Origin of the sequence: Rhodococcus sp. A14, from assembly GCF_011603105.1 — a bacterium.
Taxonomy (GTDB): domain Bacteria; phylum Actinomycetota; class Actinomycetes; order Mycobacteriales; family Mycobacteriaceae; genus Rhodococcus_F; species Rhodococcus_F opacus.
In genome coordinates this window covers 1-20641 of the sequence record NZ_JAAOQS010000027.1, presented here as the reverse complement: position 1 = coordinate 20641, position 20641 = coordinate 1, and the positions used below count along the sequence as shown (strand labels likewise).

Genomic DNA, 20641 nt, shown 5'->3' with positions numbered 1-20641 from the left:
ACCTGACGTTTACTTTGGAAACTATAGACCTGGCGTCAGGCGTCCTGTATCGCGCCGTGCGGAGAGGTCAGGACTCCCGCAGTAGTGTGCGGGAATGCATTGCGACAGAGGTGTTCTCGACGGCCTCGCCGCAGTGCGCGCAGCGGTGTTCCAGCTCCAGTGAGTGCCCGCAGTCGTGCACGAGCACCGACGGTGCCTCGTCGACGGCCCACTTGCTGCCCCATTGGAACAGTGAGAGCAGCAGTGGTCGCAGGTCCTCGCCCGCCGGGGTGAGGTGGTACTCGAAACGGGGAGGGTGCTCGGAGTACTGGCGGCGCTCGATGACGCCGACCTCCTCGAGTTTGCGTAGTCGCGCGGTGAGGATGTCGCGCGAGACGCCGATGTACCCGGCAATCCGGTCGAAGCGGTGCACCCCGTAGCTCAGTTCGCGGATCACCAGCATGGACCAGCGGTCGCCGATCAGTTCCATGGTGGCGGCGATCGCGCAGGGTCTCGGCGCCAGTGGCATGCGGTCCATGACGATCTCGGGTGTCGCTCGCTCGGTGTCGCCATTGTTCATGCACTCCATCATAGAGGGTTGTGGTTTCCAACTGATAGGGGTTACTGTCGTAGCGCAGTTAGTTGGAAAAGCAGACTTACTCTCTCGAAGGGGTCGTCATGACCACGATTCAAGATCGAACGGTGCTGGTCACCGGAGCCGGCCGCGGGCTCGGACGTGCCTTCGTCGCCGAGGCGCTCGCACGAGGAGCGCGAACGGTCTACGCGTCGGCGCGTGATATGTCGACGATCGAAGGACATCCCCGGGTCGTGCCCGTCGAACTGGATGTCACGAACCCCGAATCGGTCTACGCCGCCGCGGAGTACGTCGGGGACCTCGGCGTGCTGATCAACAACGCCGGCATCCTCATCGGCGAGTCGCCGCTCACGGGTGATCTCGACGGAATGCGCCGGGAACTCGAAACCAACCTCTACGGCCCGCTCAACGTCACTCGCGCGCTGGCACCGATCATCGCCGCCAATGGGGGCGGCGCGATCCTCAACGTGCACTCCGTCCTGTCCTGGCTGGCCGTCGGTGGTTCGTACAGCGTCTCGAAAGCCGCCCTGTGGAGTGCCACCAACGCGATGCGTGCCGAACTCGCAGCGCAGAATATCCAGGTGGTCGGGCTGCACCTCGGGTACATGGACACCGACATGACGAGCGGTCTGGACGTACCGAAGATCTCCGCGGCCGAGGTCGCGCGACTGGCCTTCGACGGCATCGAGTCCGGCGCTCACGAAGTCCTCGCCGACGACACCTCCCGCACCGTCAAGGCGGCACTGTCGGGTGACCTCGACGTTCTCTATCCGCAGCCGGCGCAGCAGGGGACGGCATAGTGAGCGAGTCCGGAAACGGTGCAGTGGCGACTGTCGAGGGCGGGGCGGACGCGGAGTGGGGAGAGGTGCGGTCGAGGACCGTCGAATGGCGCGACCCGGCAGGCCCGGCGCGGAAAGCGCGAGAACTCGACGGCCTCGGCTACCTGCGGGCGATCCTCGGCGGCGAGATTCCCGCGCCCCCGATCGCGAGCCTGATGAACCTGCGGTTCCTCGAGGCCGAACCCGGAAGGGTCGTCTTCGCGCTGAACCCCGACGAGTCGCAGTACAACCCGATCGGCGCCATCCACGGCGGCGCCGTGTGCACCCTGCTCGATTCGGTCGCCGGCTGCGCCGTGCACACCACGTTGCCCGCGGGGTGGGGCTACACGTCGGTCGAGATCAAGGTCAACTACATCCGCGGAGCGACCCGGGACTCCGGGCCCCTCACGGCCACCGGAGTCGTCAAGAAGTCGGGTCGCCGCATCGCGTTCGCGGAGGGGGAGGTCACCGACTCGCAGGGCCGACTCGTCGCCACCGCCACCAGCACCCTGCTGGTGTTCGAGGTTCCACAGGAGAGCTGACGCCGGACGGCGCCCGCCGGGTGCCTCGGGGGCGTCCGGCGGGGCCGCCTGCCGACCCGAGTCGGGGGAGGGCCGGCGGCCCCTAGGTTAGGTCATGAAAAAGTAATGCGCGAGTAAAGTCAGCTGAGATGCGGGAAACCCGCCACTCGCGGAGGATCGTGGCGGGTCCCGGTGCACCGTTGCCCCGTCGGGTTGGGGCGATGCGCGAACAAGACTAATTGGTCGGTTTGTTACGCGCGAGTACGCAACTCCGGGTACGGACGAGGGGCGCAATGCCTATCGGACGGTCGTACAGGACGTCGCCGGTCGAAGCCGCCCTGTGGGGTACCGAAGTTTGATGTACTGAATTCCGTCCTCATCAGCGTCATCCCAGAGCGGTCAAGGAAGGCAACCACATGGGCACGATCACCACCCAGGATGGCACGGAGATCTTCTACAAGGACTGGGGAACCGGTCAACCCATCGTGTTCAGCCACGGCTGGCCGCTGTCGGCCGACGACTGGGACACCCAGATGCTGTTCTTCCTCCAGCAGGGCTATCGCGTCATCGCCCACGATCGGCGCGGTCACGGGCGCTCCACCCAGACCGGTGACGGCCACGACATGGACCACTACGCCGACGACCTCGCGGAGCTGACCGCGCATCTCGACCTGCAGAACGCGATCCACGTCGGCCATTCGACGGGCGGCGGCGAGGTGGTGCACTATCTCGCGCGGCACGGGGAGAGCCGGGTGTCGAAGGCCGCACTGATCAGCGCGGTACCGCCACTGATGGTCAAAACCGAGGCGAACCCGGGCGGCATCCCCAAGGACGTGTTCGACGACTTGCAGGCACAGCTCGCCGCCAATAGATCGAAGTTCTATCGCGACCTGCCGTCGGGACCCTTCTACGGATTCAACCGACCGGGCGTGGAATCCTCCGAGGCGATCATCGAGAACTGGTGGCGCCAAGGGATGATGGGCGGGGCCAAGGCTCACTACGACGGCATCGTCGCCTTCTCGCAGACCGACTTCACCGAGGATCTGAAGAAGATCACGGTGCCGGTGCTGGTGATGCACAGCGAAGACGACCAGATCGTTCCGTACGCCGACGCCGGACCCCTGTCCGCGAAGCTTCTCGCGAACGGGACGTTGAAGACGTACCAGGACTTCCCCCACGGCATGCCCACCACACAAGCGGAGACGATCAACGCCGACCTGCTGGCGTTCCTGAAGGGCTGACGACGGACCCTCGATTCCTGTTCGTCCAGGTGATCGGGGGTTTTCGTCTGTCGGCGCTCCGTGGAATGAGTGCCCCCGGCAGGATTCGAACCTGCGACCAAGAGATTAGAAGGCTCTTGCTCTATCCCCTGAGCTACGGAGGCGCGCAGCAAATATTACCTGCCGCCTCGAGCGCTCCGACCGGGGCTGTGGTGTGCGGGTCACGAGCCCAGGCCGGCCGCCGACAGCAGAAGTCCCGCCAGAACGAGCTCGACCACGAAGTAGAACCACACGGGGTAGAAACGGGTAGGCCGGTCGGCGACGGCCGACACGATCCGGCCGAATGCCATCCCCAGCAGGGCGACGGCCACGGTCACCGAGGCGGCGGATCGGATGCCGTGGGCGTCGAAAGCTGCGAAGAACAGCAGGGCCGCCACCGCGACACCGAAGCCGCCGTAGACCGCGCGCACCTCGGCGCGGGAGGTCGCCGAATCCGCGGACAGACCGAACGGGGCGACCAGCCGGGCCGGCGCGGCGAGCCCGTACACACCCATGCCCGCGAAGAACAGCGCCACCGCGATGATCAGAAACTCAGCCATCTCAGCCTCTCGTTGCCTCGGGACACGTCCCTGTCGACGGTAACCGGAGCGGCGACGGAACCCTCGCGTCTCCGACGGCCTGTCGTAGGTCCTACCCTTGATGTATGGCTACACCCCAGCTCGCGGCGTCCGACCCGGCATCGAAACCCCCGGATCGCGCCGATTCGACCGCCCTGTTCGTCGTCGGCGGACTCATCGCCGGTCTGGTCGCGGCAATCGTCGTCGGACTTTCCGCTGCTCAGGCGCTCGTGCTGCTGGGAATTCCGGATCCCGGACCGATCACCACCTACGGACTGCCTGCGATGCGAGCCGTGTCGGAGATCGCTGCGGTCATCACCATCGGGTCGCTGCTGCTCGCGGCGTTCTTCGTACCGCCGCAGAAATCGGGTGTCCTGGACGTGGACGGCTACCGTGCGCTCCGGACCGCGTCATATGCCGCGATCGTGTGGGCCGCGTCCGCCCTCGTCCTGGTCCCGTTGACGTTGTCGGACACGTCCGGGCAACCCTTCGCCGAGGCGGTCGAACCGGCCAACATCTTCAATTCGATCGATCAGGTCGAACTCGCCGGCGCCTGGCGCTGGACCGCGATCATCGCGATCGTCCTCGCGATCGCATCCCGGCTCGTGCTGCGCTGGTGGTGGACGCCGATCCTTCTGGTCGTCGGCATCCTCGGGCTGATGCCGCTCGCGTTGACGGGGCACTCGTCGTCGGGCGGTTCGCACGACATGGCGACGAACAGTCTGATCCTGCACCTCGTCGCGGCCTCGCTGTGGGCCGGCGGTCTGTTCGCTCTCCTCGCCCATGCGCGCCGGCGCGGCGCCTACACCGATGTGGCAGCGCGACGGTTCTCCGCGGTCGCGACGGTCTGCTTCGTCGTCATGGCGGTCAGTGGTGTGGTGAACGCGCTCGTCCGCGTCCAGATCGGTGACCTCGTCGACACCACGTACGGACGCCTGGTGGTCGCGAAGATCGTGGCGCTCGTCATCCTGGGCGTCTTCGGCTGGGCGCAGCGTCGACGGGCGCTGCCCGCGCTGCAGAAGGACCCGGCCGGCCGCGGCAACCTGATCCGTTTCGCCGGCGCGGAGGCCATGGTCTTCGCCGCCACGATCGGTCTCGCCGTCGGGCTCGGCCGCACACCGCCGCCCCCTCCGACCGCGGCACCCACCCTCACAGAGGTGGAACTCGGCTACAACCTGGCGGGGCCGCCGACGTTCGCCCGGCTGATGCTGGACTGGCGTTTCGACCTCCTCTACGGCACCGCCGCGATCGTGCTGGCCGTCGTCTACGCGCTCGGTTTGCGCAAACTTCGGCGTCGCGGCGACAGCTGGCCGGTCGGCCGGACCGTCGCGTGGATGTGCGGATGCGTGGTGCTTCTCGTCGCGACGTCCTCGGGTGTCGGCCGCTACTCACCGGCCGTGTTCAGCGTGCACATGGGCGCGCACATGGCGCTGTCGATGCTCGCCCCGGTCCTGCTGGTGCTCGGCGCACCGATCACGCTGGCCCTGCGCGCTCTCGATCCGGCGGGCAAGAACGGTGTGCCGGGACTGCGTGAGTGGATCCTGACTGCGCTGCACAGCCCGTTCTCCCGGTTCATCACCCATCCCGTCGTCGCGGCCGTGCTGTTCGTCGGCGGGTTCTACGCCCTGTACCTCGGCGGGATCTTCGAGGCCGCCGTGGACTCGCACTCCGCGCACGTCCTGATGAACCTGCACTTCCTGCTGAGCGGCTACCTCTTCTACTGGGTCGCGATCGGCATCGACCCGTCGCCGCGCAAACTGCAGCCGGTGACGAAGCTCGCGATGGTGTTCGGCTCGCTACCGTTCCACGCGTTCTTCGGTGTGGCGTTGATGAGCATGGGCGCCGTGATGGGCGAGTGGTACTACCGGTCGCTCGGACTGGGCTGGAACGCCGACCTGGTGGGTGACCAGCAACTGGGCGGCAGCATCGCCTGGGCGACCGGTGAGATCCCGCTGGTGCTGGTGATGATGGCGCTGCTCATTCAGTGGTCCCGCAGCGACGGCCGCACGGCGCGGCGGGTCGACCGGGCCGCCGACCGCGACGACGACGCCGACCTGGCAGCGCACAACGCGATGTTCGCGGAACTGGCGCGACGGGACCGAGAAGCCGGACACTGACCGCTAGCACGCGGTTCCGACACGGTCGGAGCTTCGGTCGCCGTTTCGGCTGTGTCATCCACACCCGCTCCGTTTCTCCACAGATTTCGGATGCCGCCCGACAACGGCGGTGCCGGACGGCACGCTGTGAGTGAAGGCACCTTGCCGCACTCACAGGGGGTAGAGCGAATGTACGAAACACACGGCACCGTGGTCGGAACGGTCATCACCGGCCCGGTCACCCGGTCGAATGCGGCCGGTGACGAGTTCCTCAGTTTCCGGATGGCGAGCACGGTCCGGCGCCGGGACCACGCGACGGGCGAGTGGCGCGACGGGAGCACGCTCTACCTCACGGTGACCTGCAGGCGGCGACTGATGGCCGGTGTCGTCCAGTCGATCGCGAAGGGGGATCCGGTCATCGTGACCGGCGAGTTGCGCACCACGGAGTACACGACGCGGGACGGCATCGCCCGCTCCGACCTGGAGCTGAGTGCGACCGCGATCGGACCGGATCTCGCCCGGTGCACGGTCGTCCTCGAGCGCGCGCCCAGAACCGGGGACGGGGGTGCGGCGACCCCGGCGACGGAACAGGTCGCCACTCGGTCCCTCGTCGCGTAGCGGACCAGCGGGTATCGGCGCCCATCCCGCACCCGCGGCGCCGGTACCCGCGGCTTCTTCCTACGGAGCCCTCGTTCACGTCCCCGACCCTCCGCGATGTGGGTTCATCGCACTTCACCATTAGGCTGGCCCCATGGCTGAGTTCATTTACACGATGAAGAAGGTGCGCAAGGCGCACGGTGACAAGGTCATCCTCGATGACGTCACGATGAGCTTCTACCCCGGCGCCAAGATCGGTGTGGTCGGCCCGAACGGCGCGGGTAAGTCCAGCATCCTCAAGATCATGGCGGGGCTGGATCAGCCGGGCAACGGTGAAGCGTTCATCGCTCCGGGTGCCACCGTCGGGATCCTCATGCAGGAACCGCACCTGGACGAGACCAAGACCGTTCGCGAGAACGTCGAGGAGGGCATGGGTGAAACCATGGTCCAGCTCAAGCGGTACAACGAGATCGCCGAGCTGATGGCGACCGACTACTCCGACGAGCTGATGGAGGAGATGGGCGAGCTGCAGGAGAAGCTCGACCATGCCGACGCATGGGAGATCGATTCCCAGCTCGAGCAGGCGATGGACGCTCTGCGCTGTCCGCCGCCGGAGGAGATGGTCACTCACCTCTCCGGTGGTGAGAAGCGCCGCGTCGCCCTCTGCAAGCTCCTGCTCAGCAAACCCGACCTGCTGCTGCTCGACGAGCCGACCAACCACCTCGACGCGGAAAGCGTCCTGTGGCTGGAGCAGCACCTGGCCGCCTACCCGGGTGCGATCCTGGCCGTCACCCACGACCGGTACTTCCTCGACCACGTCGCCCAGTGGATCTGTGAGGTCGACCGCGGCCGCCTGTACCCCTACGAGGGCAACTACTCGACCTACCTGGAGCAGAAGGCCGCGAGGCTCGAGGTCCAGGGCAAGAAGGACCAGAAGCTGCAGAAGCGCCTCAAGGAGGAGCTGGCCTGGGTCCGCTCGGGAGCGAAGGCCCGTCAGGCCAAGAACAAGGCCCGCCTCGACCGCTACGAGGAAATGGCCAACGAAGCCGAGAAGACCCGCAAGCTGGACTTCGACGAGATCCAGATCCCGGCGCCGCCGCGCCTCGGCGACGTCGTGGTCGAGGTCTCGAGCCTCGACAAGGGCTTCGACGGCCGGGTTCTGATCAAGGACCTGTCGTTCACCCTGCCGCGTAACGGCATCGTCGGCGTGATCGGCCCCAACGGTGTCGGTAAGACGACGCTGTTCAAGACCATCGTCGGGCTCGAGGAGCCGGACGCCGGTGAGGTGAAGATCGGTCAGACCGTCAAGCTCAGCTACGTCGACCAGAACCGCACGGGCATCGACCCCGACAAGACGGTGTGGGAGGTCGTGTCCGACGGTCTCGACCACATCGTGGTCGGCCAGACCGAGATGCCGTCGCGCGCGTACATCAGCTCGTTCGGGTTCAAGGGCCACGATCAGCAGAAGCCGGCGGGCGTCCTCTCCGGTGGTGAGCGCAACCGCCTGAACCTCGCGATGACGCTCAAGCAGGGCGGAAACCTGATCCTGCTCGACGAACCGACCAACGACCTCGACGTCGAGACCCTCGGTTCGCTGGAGAACGCCCTCGAGCAGTTCCCCGGCTGCGCCGTCGTGATCTCGCACGACCGCTGGTTCCTCGACCGCACCTGCACGCACATCCTCGCGTGGGAGGGTGGCTTCGGCGACAACGAGGCCGCCTGGTACTGGTACGAGGGCAACTTCGAGGGCTACGAGGCCAACAAGGTCGAGCGGCTCGGACCGGACGCGGCACGTCCGCACCGGGTGACGCACCGCAAGCTCACGAGGGACTGACCTGGTGGAGCCGAAGGTTTTCACGTACGAGATCCAGGTCCGGTGGGGCGACTCCGACCGGTTGGGGCACGTCAACAACACCCGCTTCGTCGAGTACATGCAGGAAGCACGTGTGCATTTCCTGTCGTCGGAGCTGGAGTCGGCGGGCGCCCGGGCGGGTGCCACGGTGGTGCGCAAGATGGACGTGGAATTCCTGCGTCCCGTCACCGACGCCTCCGGGCCGTTGACGATCGACGTGTCGGTACTCCATGTCGGTAATTCGTCGTACACGATCCGGCACGTCGTCACGAACCGCGACGGGGTCCGCTGCGCGACGGGCGACGCCCTGATGGTGGCGTTCGACGTGAAGGCCGAACGCTCGCGTCCGCTGTCCGCGGCGGAACGGGACGCGCTCGAGCGGTACCTTGCGCCGGTGACCACCGGCTGACGGATCCGGCACGCGGGTGCCCGAAGTTCACCCTCTGTTCCCATCGCCGCGGGCTAGTCTCGAGAGAGTTGCCCGCGGCGATCGGAACGAAGAGGAAGTGAGCCCCGATGACGGAATCGGCAGCACTGAAAGATGCGGAGTGGGCGCGGGATCTGCCCGAAGGTCTCCGGTCTCAGGTGCCGACCCTCGCGGCGGTGTATTTCCGTCACGTCGATCGCGGTGACAGCGAGAGCGCCGTCAACGGCGCCTCCGGGGCCGTGCTCGGCGCGCATCTGACACTCGCCCTGCATCGTCCGCCGGAACGCGCGGTCACCCGGGTCTACCGCCCGGGCGACGGGCGCGAACTCGGTGCGTCCCTGCAACTCGTGACGGACGACATGCCGCTGCTCGTCGAATCGATCACCGCGCTGCTGAACCGCCTCGGCATCGGGATCAGCGAATTCGTGCACCCCATCATCTCGGTCCGGCGCGATCCGATCGGCGCGCTGCGCGGAATCCTCATGGGAGACAAGGCCAAGGACGCCGACGAGGACGCCGTCTCCGAGTCGTGGATCCACGTCCAACTCGATCCACGTGCCGACGCCGCTGTTCTCGACACACTCGAGAAGGAAGTCGGCACCGTCCTCGCCGACGTGCGCCAGGTGGTCCGGGACACCGACATCATGCGCAAGCTCGAGCGGACGCTCGCCGACGAACTCGAAACGTCCACACCCTGTCCCGGCGTGACGAAGGACGACCTGGAGGACTGCGCCGATCTGCTGCGGTGGATGTCGCAGGGCAATTACGCGGCGCTCGGCTACCGCCGCTTCGAACTGGGGGAGCCGGACAGCTCCGGCGCCCGCAGCCTGCAGGTGGTGCCGGGCAGCGGTCTCGGACTGCTGCGCTCCGACACGGTCACCGAAGGTCCGCTGAGTCTGCCGCCGGCCGCCGAGATCCCCGACCGGCCCCTGCTCGTGCTCACGCAGGGCTCGTTCCCCGCGACCGTCCACCGCTCGGTCTACCCGTTCTTCGTCGGCGTGAGCATCCTCGACGAGAACGGCAACATCACCGGTGAGCACCGGTTCCTCGGCGTCTTCACGGTCACGGCGCTGCACGAGAACGTCCTCGACATTCCCGTGATCGCCCGCCGGGTGCGCAAGGTGATCGATCGGGCCGGGTTCCAGTTGAATTCGTACTCGGGGCAGGCGATGCTGGAGGTCATCCAGTCGTTCCCGCGCACGGAGCTGTTCTCGAGCGACGCCGACACCCTCTTCGACACGGTGACCGCCGTGCACAGCATCGGGCTCCGGCGTCAGGTGCGTCTGTTCGTGCGCGAGGATTTCCTCGGGCGATTCGTCTCCTGCCTGATCTATCTGCCCCGCGACCGGTACACCACCCGGGTCCGGCTCGCGATGCAGGACATCCTGCTGCGGGAATTCGGTGGCGGCACTTTGGAATACACCGCGCGTGTCACCGAGTCCGACCTGGCGTTGCTGCACGTGACGATCCGCAAGAGCGCCGAACAGATGGGGTCGCGGCTCGACCTCTCGGACGCCGACCGTGAGCGGGTCCAGGGCATGCTGGCCGAGGCGAGCCGCAGCTGGGACGACCATCTCGGTGACCTCCTCCCGGTGACCACCGGTGTGGATCCCGTTCTGGCGCAGCGTTATGCCGCCGTCCTGCCCGAGGGGTACAAGGAGGATTTCGACGCCACGCGCGCGTTGTCGGATCTCGCGAGGCTGGAGGCGCTCGAAGACGGTTCCATCGACCTGCTGCTCTACCGCGATCCCGGGGCGGAGGTCGGGCACTGGCGATTCACCCTGTACGTGGGCGGCGACGGCATTTCGCTGAGCCAGGTACTTCCGGTGCTGCAGAGCCTGGGTGTGGAGGTGCTCGACGAACGGCCCTACCTGATTCCGCGGCCGGACGGGTTGTCGTGCTGGATCTACGATTTCGGGCTGTCGGTGCCGGCGGAGCTGCTCCGCTCCTCGGTCGAGGACGACCTGGACGCCGAACTCGCCGCCGAGGAGGCGTCCGCCGCCGCCCCGAAGCTTCAGGAACGGTTCACCGATGCCTTCACCGCGGTCTGGTTCGGACGGGCCGAGGCCGACCGGTTCAACGAGCTGATCCTGCGGGCGGGAGTGTCGTGGCGGCAGGCCGTGATCCTGCGGGCCTACGCAAAGTACCTGCGCCAGGCGGGGTTTCCCTACAGTCAGTTCCACATCGAGGGGGTTGCGCTGGCGAATCCCCGCTCCGCGTACACGCTCGTCGAGTTGTTCGAGGCGATGTTCGACCCGGAGACGCCCTCACCCGACCTGGTCGCCGAACTCGACACCCGTCTGCGGGAGTACATCGACGCCGTGGTCAGCCTCGACGCGGACCGCATCCTGCGCGGTTTGTTCGGGCTGATCAAGTCGACGCTGCGCACCAACTACTTCGTCGTCGGCCGCACCGGGGAGCCGCCGTCGTACCTGTCGATCAAGCTCGATCCGACCTCGATCCAGGAACTGCCGAAGCCCCGCCCCAAGTACGAGATCTTCGTGTACTCGCCCGACGTCGAGGGTGTCCACCTGCGGTTCGGATCCGTCGCCCGCGGCGGGCTGCGCTGGTCGGACCGGCGTGAGGATTTCCGCACCGAGATCCTGGGGTTGGCGAAGGCTCAGGCCGTCAAGAATGCGGTGATCGTCCCGGTCGGCGCGAAGGGCGGTTTCGTCGTCAAGAATCCGCCGACACCCTCGGGCGACGCGGCGGCCGACCGCGCGGCCGCCCTGGAGGCGGGTCAGGACTGCTACCGCACATTCATCTGCGGGCTCCTGGACCTCACCGACAACGTCGATCAGGCGTCGGGGGAGATCGTGCCCCCGGCCCGGGTGGTGCGGCGCGACGGCGACGACCGGTATCTCGTCGTGGCCGCGGACAAGGGGACCGCGAAATTCTCCGACCTCGCCAATTCTGTTGCGGAGCAGTACAAGTTCTGGCTCGGCGACGCGTTCGCGTCCGGTGGGTCGGCCGGGTACGACCACAAGGGGATGGGCATCACCGCGCGCGGCGCCTGGGAGAGCGTGAAACGGCACTTCCGGGAGATGGGCGTCGACACCCAGACCCAGGACTTCTCTGCGGTCGGTGTCGGTGACATGAGCGGCGACGTGTTCGGAAACGGCATGCTCCTGAGTCGGCACATCCGGCTGGTGGCGGCGTTCGACCACCGGCACATCTTCCTCGACCCCGAGCCCGACGCCGCCAGGTCCTTCGCGGAGCGGTCCCGCATGTTCGCGCTGCCCCGGTCGTCGTGGGCCGATTACGACACCGGCATCATCAGCGAGGGCGGGGGAGTGTGGGACCGGACGCGCAAATCGGTCCCGATCAGTGCCGCCGCGCGCACTGCGCTCGGACTCGACGACGCCGTCACCGAACTCTCCCCGCCGGAACTGGTCCGGGCGATCCTGCGTGCCCCGGTGGACCTGCTGTGGAACGGTGGCATCGGCACGTACGTCAAGGCGTCCACCGAGACCAATGCGATGGTGGGCGACAAGAGCAACGACTCCGTGCGCGTCGACGGCAACGAGGTGCGGGCGAAGGTGGTGGGTGAGGGCGGCAACCTCGGGGTGACGGCGCTCGGCCGGATCGAGTACAGCCAGAACGGTGGCCGGATCAACACCGACGCGATCGACAACTCCGCGGGCGTCGACTGCTCCGATCACGAAGTGAACATCAAGATTCTGCTGGACTCGTTGGTGAGCAGCGGCGGGTTGCCACGGGAGGAACGTAATCCTCTGCTGGCGTCGATGACCGACGAGGTGGCCCAACTCGTGCTCGCGAACAACATCGCGCAGAACAATCTCCTCGGTGTCTCCCGGACCAGCGCGGTTCCGATGCTGAGTGTGCACCGCCGCCAGATCGAGCACCTGGCGTCGCGTCGCGGACTCGACCGGAAACTCGAGGCCCTGCCCACCGACGAGGAGATCGCACGACGGAGGCAGGCGGGGCAGGGACTGACCTCTCCGGAACTCGCGACCCTCACCGCGCACGTGAAACTCGCGCTCAAGGACGATCTCCTCGCGACCGACCTGCCCGACAGCGAGACGTTCGCCCCGCGGCTGCCGCGGTACTTCCCGACAGTGTTGCGCAAGCGGTTCCGCACCGCGATCAAGGCGCATCCTCTGCGCAGGCAGATCGTGGCGACGATGCTCGCGAACGAGACCATCGACAACGGCGGTATCACCTTCGCGTACCGATTGGCGGACGAGGCGGGTGCGAGCAGCACCGACGCCATCCGCGCCTACGCGGCGGTCACCGAGATCTTCGCCCTGCCCGAGCTGTGGTCGAGGATCCGGTCGGCGAACATCGCGGCGGACATCGAGGACGACCTGATTCTCGAGTCCGGCCGGGTTCTCGACCGCGCGTCCCGCTGGTTCCTGACCAACCGGCCTCAGCCCCTCGCCGTGGGCGCCGAGATCGCCCGGTACTCGGCCGACTTCCGCGCACTCTCGCCGCGAGTCCCGCAGCTCGTGCGGGGGCATCAGCTTGCCGACGTGGAGACACGGGCGAGGCCGCTCGTCGTCCGCGGAGCGCCGGAGGACCTCGCGTTCGAGGTGTTCCGGCTTCTGGACAAGTTCTGCCTGCTCGACATCAGCGACATCGCGGACATCGCCGAACGCGACATCGACGAGGTCGCCGAGCTGTACTACGAACTCGACGCGCACCTCGGCATCGACTGGCTGCTCAGCGCCGTGTCCACACTCGCGCGGGGTGACCGCTGGCATTCGCTGGCCCGCCTCGCACTGCGGGACGACCTCTACAGTTCGCTGCGTCAGCTCACGATGGAAGTGCTCCTGGGTGGTGAACCTCACGAGACGCCGCAGGAGAAGATCGACGACTGGGAGTCGACGAACGCGTCCCGGCTGGCCAGGGCGAGGTCCGCTCTCACCGAAATTTTCGAGTCTGGGACCCTTGACCTCGCGACGCTCTCGGTGGCGGCGCGTCAGGTACGCAGCATGGTGCGAGGTATGGGCACCCGATCGGAGGTATGACGTTGAGCGAGGGCTTTCACGCGGAGGTCGAAGTTCGATGGTCGGACATGGACGTCTTCCAGCACATCAACCACGCACGGATGGTGACGTTGCTGGAGGAGGCGCGGATTCCCTGGCTGTTCGAGGACGATCGGCCCACTGTCACGTTGCGTGACGGCGCGGTCATCGCGGACCTCCATGTGCGCTACCGCGGGCAACTCCGGCACAGCGATTCACCGCTCGACGTCATGATGTGGGTGGAGAAGGTGCGCGCGGTCGATTTCACGATCAACTACGAGGTCCGCCCGAAGGGCGTCGATGTCTCGGTCGCGCCGTCCATCATCGCCTCCACGCAGATCGCGGCGTTCGACATCGACACCCAGCGACTGCGCAGAATCACCGACGTCGAGCGTGCGTACCTGGAGAGCTGGCAGCGTGCATGAGCGCGTCCTGTCGATCCCGGACGCCACGGAACGCGGTGATCTCGCCACGTTCCTCACGCGGGTGGTCCGGTTGGACGAGTCGGCGGTGGTGCGTCTGCGTCAGCGCGGACCCGGCCGCCTGACGATCTGGGCGGCAACCGGTTTCGACGCGCTGGCGGTGCGCACGGTCGCGGGGACCATCACCCCCGACGACACGTCGGCTGCCGGTGACCAACTGCTCGCCGCCCTCGAAGCGGCGACCGCCGCCGACATCGATCCCGGGTTTTCGATGGATTCGGCGTGGCGGGGCGCTCTGCCTCCGACGGAGGGCTTCGTGCACGTCGACGACGTCCCGGCGCGTGTCCTCGTGGACCTCGCGCAGCGCGGTGCGGCCCTGGCGCAGGAGCACGGCGGCGGCCACGGCCCGCCCGCATCACTCCTCGACCAGGAGGTGCTGGAGGTGAAGGGCGCGGAGCACACGGTCGGCATCCCGATGCGGGTGGTGTTCGCACTCACCGCGATGGGATTCGTTCCGCACGCGGGCTCGGATCGGCTGACCGCCGACATCGACCTCGAGCGCATCGATGCGGCCGAACTGGTCCGGGTGCGTGCCACCGCGTCGTGGCTGCGGGTGGACGCCCGGTTCGGGTCGATCTACCGGCACCGCGGTGGGGGGATTCCGTTGTCGGTCGTGCGGTAGCGCGCCGTCAGCCGGACCGCAGGGTGCTGGTCGCCAGAACGGCGAGTGACGCGACGACGGCCGCCATGCCCAGCCCCGCGACCAGGGTCAGCTGCTCGCCGAGCACCGCGGTCCCGAGCAGTGCCGCGACCACCGGTTCGGTGAGCGTCAGCGTCGCGACCGTCGCGGGTGGCAGCCGCCGCAGACCGGCGGCGAACAGCAGATACGCCAGCACGGTCGGGACGATCGCCAGATACACCGCGGCCGCAGCGCCCGGTCCGGTGTCGAGGCCGCCGGGCCAGGTCGCGACGAGCACGGGGATCAGGAAAAGTCCACCGAGACCGAACATCTGTCCCATCGCCGCCTCGGGACTCGCACCCGCGGCGAGCAGCGACGATCCGGAAACCGTGTAGGCGGCGTACCCGAGGCCGGCGAGCAGCGCAGGGAGTGCACCCGCCAGGATCCCGGACGAGTCGGAGCCGCCCGTCGTGCCCGCCACGATCAACGCCATTCCGGCGACCGCGATGACGGTGGACACGGCCCACACCGGGCCGGGACGGTGCCGGTGCACCGCCCACTGCAGTGCCCCGGTGAACGCGGGGCCCGAACCCAGCGCGATCATGGTTCCTGCCGCCACCCCGGCGCTCTGCACACCACTGAAGAAGCCGAGTTGGTACGCCGCGACTCCGATCCCGCCCCACACGGCGGGCACGTACCCGCGCATCCCGGAGCCGTCACCGAACCCGAGCCCGCCCCGCAGCGCTGCGAACGCCGCGAGGAGCGCGCCCGCGGCCACGACCCGGGCCGAGCCGACCGCCAGCGGGTCGAGGTCGTAGCCGAGGGAGCGGGACGCGAGGGCCTGCGCGGCTCCCGTCGTGGCGAACAGGATCGATGCTGCGACGACCGCCGCAACTGCGGGAGTGCGGGTCAGATGAGCCACGCAGCCGCGTTCGGTGGGAGCTGCCCCTCGACGAGCGGCGCGCTGCTGAGCAGCACCTCACCGGGTGGCAGCGAGATCGGCCCGTCGGTGGCGTTGAGGGCGCAGATCAGCCCGCCGCGCCTGCGGAAGGCGAAGCAACCCGCGGGGCTCCCGTACCAGTCGACCCCGGGCCCGGAGAACTCCGGGCGCAGCGAGCGCAGTTCGAGTGCGGCCCGGTACAGCGACAGCGTCGACGAGACGTCCTCGAGTTGCGCCTCGACGGTGAGGTCCGCCCACTCGGGTGGCATCGGCAGCCAGGGCTCGCCGGTGCTGAACCCGAACGGCGGTTCGGTGCCCTCCCACGGAACGGGCACACGGCAGCCGTCACGGCCGCGTTCGGTGTGACCGGACCGTTCCCACACCGGGTCCTGCAACGCCGAATCGGGGAGGTCGACGTTGGGCAGGCCGAGTTCGGCGCCGTTGTACAGGAACGCCGCACCCGGCAGCGCCAGTTCTACGAGGATCATGGCCCGGGCGCGTGCCGTGCCGATCTCGCCGCCGCCGTACCGGGTGACTTCCCGTTCGACGTCGTGGTTCGACAGGGTCCAGGTGGGTGTCCCGCCCACCTGGTCGACGGCGGTCAGGGAGTTCTCGATCGCCTCCCGGACCGTCTCCGCCGAGAACTCGGCCTCGGCCAGCCGGAAGTTGAACCCGAGGTGCAGTTCGTCGGGCCGGATGTACTCGCCGAAGCGTTCGTTGTCGCGAACCCAGATCTCTCCGACCGCCATCGTGCCCGGGTACTCGTCGAGGACCTTGCGGATGCCGCGGTGGATGTCGTGGACCGCGGGGTTGTCGAACCGCGGATCGTCGTCGGAGTTCTGCAGCAGTGCGTTGGCGGACCAGTCGTGGTCCGGCAGACCTTCCGGCTTCGCCATGCCGTGCGCGACGTCGATGCGGAATCCGTCGACACCGCGGTCCAGCCAGAACCGGAGCGTCGTCGTGAGATCCTCGACGACATCCGGGTTGTCCCAGTTCAGGTCGGGCTGTTCCGTCGCGAAGATGTGCAGGTACCACTGGCCGGGCTTGCCGTCGGCCTCGGTGATCCGCGTCCAGGCCGGCCCGCCGAAGATGCTCGGCCAGTTGTTGGGCGGCTCCGCGCCGTCCTCACCGCGACCGTCGCGAAAGATGTACCGGTTCCGTTCGGGACTGCCGGGCGGTGACGCCAGGGCTGCGCGGAACCATTCGTGCTCGACGCTCGTGTGGTTGGGCACCAGGTCCATCGTCACCTTGATCTGGCGCGCGTGCGCGGCCTCGATCAGTGCGGCCATGGTCGCGAGGTCACCGAACAGCGGGTCGATGTCTCGGGGATCGGACACGTCGTAACCGTGATCGGCCATCGGGGAGCGCATCACCGGGCTCAGCCAGAGGGCGTCGACACCGAGCAGTTCGAGGTATCCCAGCTTGTCCCGCACTCCGTGGAGGTCGCCGACACCGTCACCGTTCGCGTCGGCGAACGAGCGGGGATAGATCTGGTAGAAGACGGCGTCGGACCACCAGGGTGCCGGCTGTGTGTCGTCGGCGGACGTTTCGGCGGGAGTGCTCACAAACGCCCATCGTGCCAAACGATCGCCCGCACCACGACTCGACCGGCGTAATCGGCGCGGGGCGGTTTCAGAAGGCGGAGTTCACCATCGACGCCGCGGCCATGTCCATGTACTCGGAGAGGGCCTTGCGGTGGGCGTCGTCGAGGGTTCCGGTGTCGATCGACGCGATGGCCGTGTGCATGCACCGCAGCCAGGCGTCACGCTCGATCGGGCCGATCTTGAACGGCTGGTGTCGCATCCGCAGTCGTGGGTGGCCGCGCTCGTCCGAATAGGTGTGCGGTCCGCCCCAGTACTGCTCGAGGAACATCCGCATCCGGCGCTCGGCCGGACCCAGATCTTCCTCGGGGTAGAGGGGCCGCACGATGTCGTCCTTGGCGACTTCCTCGTAGAAGCGCGCGGTGAGTTTGCGGAACGTCTCCGCTCCGCCCACCGCCTCGTAGAAGGTCTGCTGCACGTCAGTCATGGCGCCCTCCATTGTGCACGTGCGGGCGCGAACGGTCTTCGTCACCGTCTGTTCACCGAACGTCCTGCATTCTTGTCGGAAATGGACGTGCACGAGCAGGCAATTCATGGTGCACTTGGTGGCAATCTCCCGGAGGTCGCATGAAGAATCGACACAGCGCCCGCGCGCACCGACAACTCGTGCCCACTGATGCCCGGAGTGCCGGGGTTTCAGGGGCGTTTGCTTTACAAGTGATCACCGAAGGCTCCGCGCGCAGCGCAGAGCCTACTTTCCCGGGCGAGAATGCGGTTCCGCTCTGGATCAAGCGCCGGGTGCTTCTCCTGAATGTCACCTACGAGCCGCTCACCGCCCTTCCTGCCCGCCGCGCCGTGGTGTTGATGACCTGCGGTAAAGCCGATACCGTCCACGAGGATCCCCAGGCCCCGGTCGTCCACTCCGAGCAGTGGTCCGTGCAGGTGCCGTCCGTGATCCGCCTCCGGAACTACGTCCGCGTCCCGTATCGCGCCCGCGTTCCGATGACCCGCGCAGCCCTCATGCACCGGGACCGGTTCCGGTGCGCCTACTGCGGTGCCAAGGCCGAGACCGTCGATCACGTGGTTCCCCGCAGTCGAGGCGGCGAGCATTCGTGGGAGAACTGCGTGGCCTGCTGCGCACCCTGCAACCACCGCAAGGCGGACAAATTGCTGAGCGAACTCGGCTGGACGCTCAGGGCCTCCCTCGTGCCTCCGTCGGGGCCGCACTGGCGACTGCTGGCGTCCACCAAGGACTTGCACCCGTCGTGGATGCCCTACCTCGGTGAAGGCGCCGCCTGAGCGTTCCGCGCGTCCGCTTCGCGAAGTTCGGCCCTGACGCTTCCCCTCGCACGGTTCTGGGCTACCGTTTGCGTTGTGAGCATTCTCGAGACAGTGCTGATATTCGTAGGAATTCCGGCGTTGATCACCGCCTTCTTCGCGGGGATGTCGTTCGTCGGCAAGAAGACGCCGGGCCCCGTGCCGCCCGCGTTCCACCTCGGTGAGGAATGGACGCACGCGCCGGTGCTGTGGAGCGCCGTCGACGAGGTGACCACGCACGGTCATCACGGCGGACACCACGGCGCGCACGCCGGTTCGGCAGACCTGATTGGAGGCTCGGCAAGTGGCAAGTGGTGACCTGATTCCCGCGTCGGCGGTATCCGCGGACAATCTGCCTGTCGGCAGCGTCGTGACCTCCAGCGGTCGCATCTCAGGCGTGCACCGCGTCGGTGAGCCGTTCACCGACGACCTGCCGTTCACGACGGACGAACTCGTCCGCCTCGACGATGCCCTCACCGAAGGCACCCGCAAGACGAAGGTGCGCTTCAACGCGTACATCGGCGACCTCGGCGCCGACACCGCGGCCGGCGCCGACGCGCTGTTCCCGACGACGCCCGAGGCGGAACGGTCCGTGCTCATCGCGGTCTCGCCCAACCAGCGGACGGTCGAGATCCGCAGCGGCCGGGCCGTGGCCAACCGGGTCACCGACCGGGTCGCCCAGCTCGGCGCCACCGCCGCCGTGTCGTCGTTCGGCGACGGGGACCTCATCGACGGTCTCGTGAGTGCCATCCGCGTGATGAGTGCGGCGATCGCCTCGCCGTAAAACCTACACAGATCAGCATCCGCGCGGCCCGATCCGGCTCAGTCCTCCTGAACCGGATCGGGCCGTCGGTGTCTCACCGGGTGCCGACGACGCGATCGGCGCCTTCGAGGGTCCGCCGAACGGCGTCGATGCCGAGTTCCATCATCTGCGCGGTCCGCTCCGCGAGAGTTGCGGGCAGGATGTCCGCGATCCAGACGAACACGGTCGCGCCGTGGCCGTCGTCGCTCACCTGGGCGGAAGCACTGTGATGCAGGTAGGGGCCGTCGACGATCGACCAGGCCAGTCGGCGCGCGTCCTCGTCGCACGAGACGAGACGCTCCCGGACGACGGAACCGTCGAAGAACGTGATGACCCGATCTCCCCGGTCGATCACCGAGGCGGTGACGAAACCTGCGGCGAGCCGCGTGTGCAACGCACCCCAGTCGCGCAGAGCGTCCCACGCGGCAGCGGGTGTGACATCGATGTGGGTGGACTCGTAGATGTATGACATGACTGCAGCCTGCCGCGGGAACTGCCGTGAGGATTGAAGATTCTTGCAGGCCACCGTATGTGCGGGAAGGTGTCGGGCCCCACGAGTAGCGTCCCCGTTGTGGCGGTGAGCGAGGTCGCACGTCTGCCGGGCGCGAGTGTCTGGGCGGTGGACTGCTGTGGCGTGCACACGGCCTGGTCGGACGTGGAGGTGCGGGACGATCACCGGCTCGTGCTCGTCCGTGGCGGCCGATTCGTTCGCCGGATCGGCAGACGTGAGTCGGTGGCCGATCCGACCGTGGCGTATCTCGGAATACCCGGCGAAGTGGAACAGTTCGCGCACCCCGCCGGTGGAGACCGGTGCACGTCGATCAGTGTCCGGCCCGAGCTCTGGCGTGCGATCGCCGGTGACCACTGGACACTCGGCCGTTCGGATGTGTACGTCGATGCCCGCGTCGACCTTCTTCATCGGCGCCTGCTCCGTGCCGGCCGGACGGGCGACGTCCACTTCGCCCTCGCCGAGGAGGCCGTCCGGCTCGTCGCGGTCGTCGCGGTCGCCGCGTCACGGGCGCGGTCGCGTTCACACCGGCGCGGCGGCATTCCGGACCACGTAGTGGCCGCGGCGGCCCGCGCGGCGGTCCTCGACGACGAGCCCGGCTCGGACGGTTTGATACCGCTCGCCGGACGGTTCGGGGTGTCACCGTTCGCGCTCAGTCGTGCGTTCAGTGCAGTCATGGGCGTCTCGCTCACCAGGTACCGCAACAGGGTTCGGGTCGGGCG

Annotated in this window: 20 protein-coding genes and 1 tRNA gene; 14 read left to right on the top strand and 7 right to left on the bottom strand. The window is 67.7% G+C overall.

Annotated elements, in window-relative coordinates; genetic code table 11:
* Positions 1 to 67: 67 nt before the first annotated feature.
* On the bottom strand, positions 68 to 571 hold the full coding sequence (locus tag G9373_RS16510; RefSeq protein ID WP_005570282.1) for a helix-turn-helix domain-containing protein: 504 nt from the start codon (positions 569 to 571) through the stop codon (positions 68 to 70).
* 86 nt (positions 572 to 657) lie between these two features.
* Here G9373_RS16510 and G9373_RS16505 point away from each other — a divergent pair, with 86 nt between their 5' ends.
* The 3 genes from G9373_RS16505 (at position 658) to G9373_RS16495 (ending at position 3154) form a co-directional block, all read left to right on the top strand.
* Positions 658 to 1374 carry an SDR family oxidoreductase gene (locus G9373_RS16505; protein WP_133984628.1) on the top strand — a complete coding sequence of 239 codons (717 nt, stop codon included), beginning with the start codon at positions 658 to 660 and terminating at the stop codon, positions 1372 to 1374.
* Positions 1374 to 1934, top strand: coding sequence for a PaaI family thioesterase (locus G9373_RS16500; protein WP_005570286.1), 561 nt, complete (start codon positions 1374 to 1376; stop codon positions 1932 to 1934). Before G9373_RS16505 ends, G9373_RS16500 begins: the two co-directional genes overlap by 1 nt.
* 395 nt (positions 1935 to 2329) lie before the next feature.
* A complete protein-coding gene (locus G9373_RS16495; protein WP_133984626.1) occupies positions 2330 to 3154 on the top strand; it encodes an alpha/beta hydrolase in 825 nt (274 codons plus the stop codon).
* Between the two features lie 70 nt (positions 3155 to 3224).
* Here the strand turns inward: G9373_RS16495 and G9373_RS16490 are convergent.
* Both G9373_RS16490 and G9373_RS16485 read right to left on the bottom strand, forming a co-directional pair.
* A tRNA-Arg gene (locus tag G9373_RS16490) sits at positions 3225 to 3297 on the bottom strand.
* Positions 3298 to 3354: 57 nt separating this feature from the next.
* Entirely contained in the window at positions 3355 to 3732 is a 378-nt protein-coding gene (locus tag G9373_RS16485; protein ID WP_005264310.1) for a DUF4345 domain-containing protein, read from the bottom strand.
* A 104-nt stretch (positions 3733 to 3836) separates the two neighbouring features.
* Here G9373_RS16485 and G9373_RS16480 point away from each other — a divergent pair, with 104 nt between their 5' ends.
* The 7 genes from G9373_RS16480 to G9373_RS16450 all read left to right on the top strand — a co-directional run bounded on the left by G9373_RS16480 (position 3837) and on the right by G9373_RS16450 (position 14814).
* On the top strand, positions 3837 to 5867 hold the full coding sequence (locus G9373_RS16480) for a cytochrome c oxidase assembly protein (RefSeq protein WP_133984510.1): 2031 nt from the start codon (positions 3837 to 3839) through the stop codon (positions 5865 to 5867).
* Between the two features lie 168 nt (positions 5868 to 6035).
* Positions 6036 to 6464: a single-stranded DNA-binding protein gene (locus G9373_RS16475; RefSeq protein ID WP_005264312.1), complete on the top strand. Its 429-nt coding sequence runs from the start codon at positions 6036 to 6038 to the stop codon at positions 6462 to 6464.
* Between the two features lie 133 nt (positions 6465 to 6597).
* Entirely contained in the window at positions 6598 to 8277 is a 1680-nt protein-coding gene (gene ettA, locus G9373_RS16470) for an energy-dependent translational throttle protein EttA (RefSeq protein WP_005264313.1), read from the top strand.
* Between the two features lies 1 nt (position 8278).
* Positions 8279 to 8704, top strand: a complete 426-nt coding sequence (locus G9373_RS16465; RefSeq protein ID WP_037207361.1) for a thioesterase family protein — start codon at positions 8279 to 8281, stop codon at positions 8702 to 8704.
* A 107-nt stretch (positions 8705 to 8811) separates the two neighbouring features.
* Positions 8812 to 13713, top strand: a complete 4902-nt coding sequence (locus tag G9373_RS16460; RefSeq protein WP_133984508.1) for an NAD-glutamate dehydrogenase — start codon at positions 8812 to 8814, stop codon at positions 13711 to 13713.
* A complete protein-coding gene (locus G9373_RS16455; protein WP_167115910.1) occupies positions 13710 to 14135 on the top strand; it encodes a thioesterase family protein in 426 nt (141 codons plus the stop codon). Before G9373_RS16460 ends, G9373_RS16455 begins: the two co-directional genes overlap by 4 nt.
* On the top strand, positions 14128 to 14814 hold the full coding sequence (locus G9373_RS16450; protein ID WP_005570295.1) for a hypothetical protein: 687 nt from the start codon (positions 14128 to 14130) through the stop codon (positions 14812 to 14814). The genes G9373_RS16455 and G9373_RS16450 overlap by 8 nt, the downstream gene beginning before the upstream one ends.
* A gap of 7 nt (positions 14815 to 14821) precedes the next feature.
* On the opposite strand, the gene G9373_RS16445 is transcribed toward G9373_RS16450, so the two are convergent.
* The 3 genes from G9373_RS16445 to G9373_RS16435 all read right to left on the bottom strand — a co-directional run bounded on the left by G9373_RS16445 (position 14822) and on the right by G9373_RS16435 (position 17779).
* Positions 14822 to 15733, bottom strand: a complete 912-nt coding sequence (locus G9373_RS16445) for an EamA family transporter (RefSeq protein WP_167115907.1) — start codon at positions 15731 to 15733, stop codon at positions 14822 to 14824.
* Positions 15721 to 17316 (bottom strand): glycoside hydrolase family 13 protein, encoded by a 1596-nt coding sequence (locus G9373_RS16440; RefSeq protein WP_005570298.1) that lies wholly within the window; start codon positions 17314 to 17316, stop codon positions 15721 to 15723. The genes G9373_RS16445 and G9373_RS16440 overlap by 13 nt, the downstream gene beginning before the upstream one ends.
* Positions 17317 to 17383: 67 nt before the next feature.
* The gene (locus G9373_RS16435) at positions 17384 to 17779 is read right to left on the bottom strand and encodes a globin (RefSeq protein WP_005264320.1); all 396 of its coding nucleotides are present in this window, start codon (positions 17777 to 17779) and stop codon (positions 17384 to 17386) included.
* 140 nt (positions 17780 to 17919) lie between these two features.
* On the opposite strand from G9373_RS16435, the gene G9373_RS16430 reads away from it, so the two are divergent.
* From G9373_RS16430 to G9373_RS16420, 3 genes are all read left to right on the top strand, one after another.
* The gene (locus tag G9373_RS16430) at positions 17920 to 18591 is read left to right on the top strand and encodes an HNH endonuclease (protein ID WP_167115904.1); all 672 of its coding nucleotides are present in this window, start codon (positions 17920 to 17922) and stop codon (positions 18589 to 18591) included.
* 75 nt (positions 18592 to 18666) lie between these two features.
* A complete protein-coding gene (locus tag G9373_RS46490) occupies positions 18667 to 18927 on the top strand; it encodes a hypothetical protein (protein ID WP_005248217.1) in 261 nt (86 codons plus the stop codon).
* Positions 18914 to 19393 (top strand): DUF5130 family protein, encoded by a 480-nt coding sequence (locus tag G9373_RS16420; protein WP_005264322.1) that lies wholly within the window; start codon positions 18914 to 18916, stop codon positions 19391 to 19393. The genes G9373_RS46490 and G9373_RS16420 overlap by 14 nt, the downstream gene beginning before the upstream one ends.
* A gap of 73 nt (positions 19394 to 19466) precedes the next feature.
* Here the strand turns inward: G9373_RS16420 and G9373_RS16415 are convergent, their stop codons facing one another.
* The gene (locus G9373_RS16415) at positions 19467 to 19883 is read right to left on the bottom strand and encodes an SRPBCC family protein (protein WP_167115901.1); all 417 of its coding nucleotides are present in this window, start codon (positions 19881 to 19883) and stop codon (positions 19467 to 19469) included.
* Positions 19884 to 19982: 99 nt separating this feature from the next.
* Here G9373_RS16415 and G9373_RS46485 point away from each other — a divergent pair.
* A partial coding sequence (locus tag G9373_RS46485; RefSeq protein WP_346842830.1) for an AraC family transcriptional regulator occupies positions 19983 to 20641 on the top strand: 659 nt, incomplete at its 3' end.

What these genes read in the sequence shown, in the direction of transcription:
- G9373_RS16510 (WP_005570282.1), bottom strand. Translation starts at nt 571, where the DNA reads ATGATGGAGTGCATGAACAATGGCGACACCGAGCGAGCGACACCCGAG.
- G9373_RS16505 (WP_133984628.1), top strand. Translation starts at nt 658, where the DNA reads ATGACCACGATTCAAGATCGAACGGTGCTGGTCACCGGAGCCGGCCGC.
- G9373_RS16475 (WP_005264312.1), top strand. Translation starts at nt 6,036, where the DNA reads ATGTACGAAACACACGGCACCGTGGTCGGAACGGTCATCACCGGCCCG.
- G9373_RS16480 (WP_133984510.1), top strand. Translation starts at nt 3,837, where the DNA reads ATGGCTACACCCCAGCTCGCGGCGTCCGACCCGGCATCGAAACCCCCG.
- G9373_RS16430 (WP_167115904.1), top strand. Translation starts at nt 17,920, where the DNA reads ATGAAGAATCGACACAGCGCCCGCGCGCACCGACAACTCGTGCCCACT.
- G9373_RS16485 (WP_005264310.1), bottom strand. Translation starts at nt 3,732, where the DNA reads ATGGCTGAGTTTCTGATCATCGCGGTGGCGCTGTTCTTCGCGGGCATG.
- G9373_RS16455 (WP_167115910.1), top strand. Translation starts at nt 13,710, where the DNA reads ATGACGTTGAGCGAGGGCTTTCACGCGGAGGTCGAAGTTCGATGGTCG.
- ettA (WP_005264313.1), top strand. Translation starts at nt 6,598, where the DNA reads ATGGCTGAGTTCATTTACACGATGAAGAAGGTGCGCAAGGCGCACGGT.
- G9373_RS16495 (WP_133984626.1), top strand. Translation starts at nt 2,330, where the DNA reads ATGGGCACGATCACCACCCAGGATGGCACGGAGATCTTCTACAAGGAC.
- G9373_RS16435 (WP_005264320.1), bottom strand. Translation starts at nt 17,779, where the DNA reads ATGACTGACGTGCAGCAGACCTTCTACGAGGCGGTGGGCGGAGCGGAG.
- G9373_RS16460 (WP_133984508.1), top strand. Translation starts at nt 8,812, where the DNA reads ATGACGGAATCGGCAGCACTGAAAGATGCGGAGTGGGCGCGGGATCTG.
- G9373_RS16415 (WP_167115901.1), bottom strand. Translation starts at nt 19,883, where the DNA reads ATGTCATACATCTACGAGTCCACCCACATCGATGTCACACCCGCTGCC.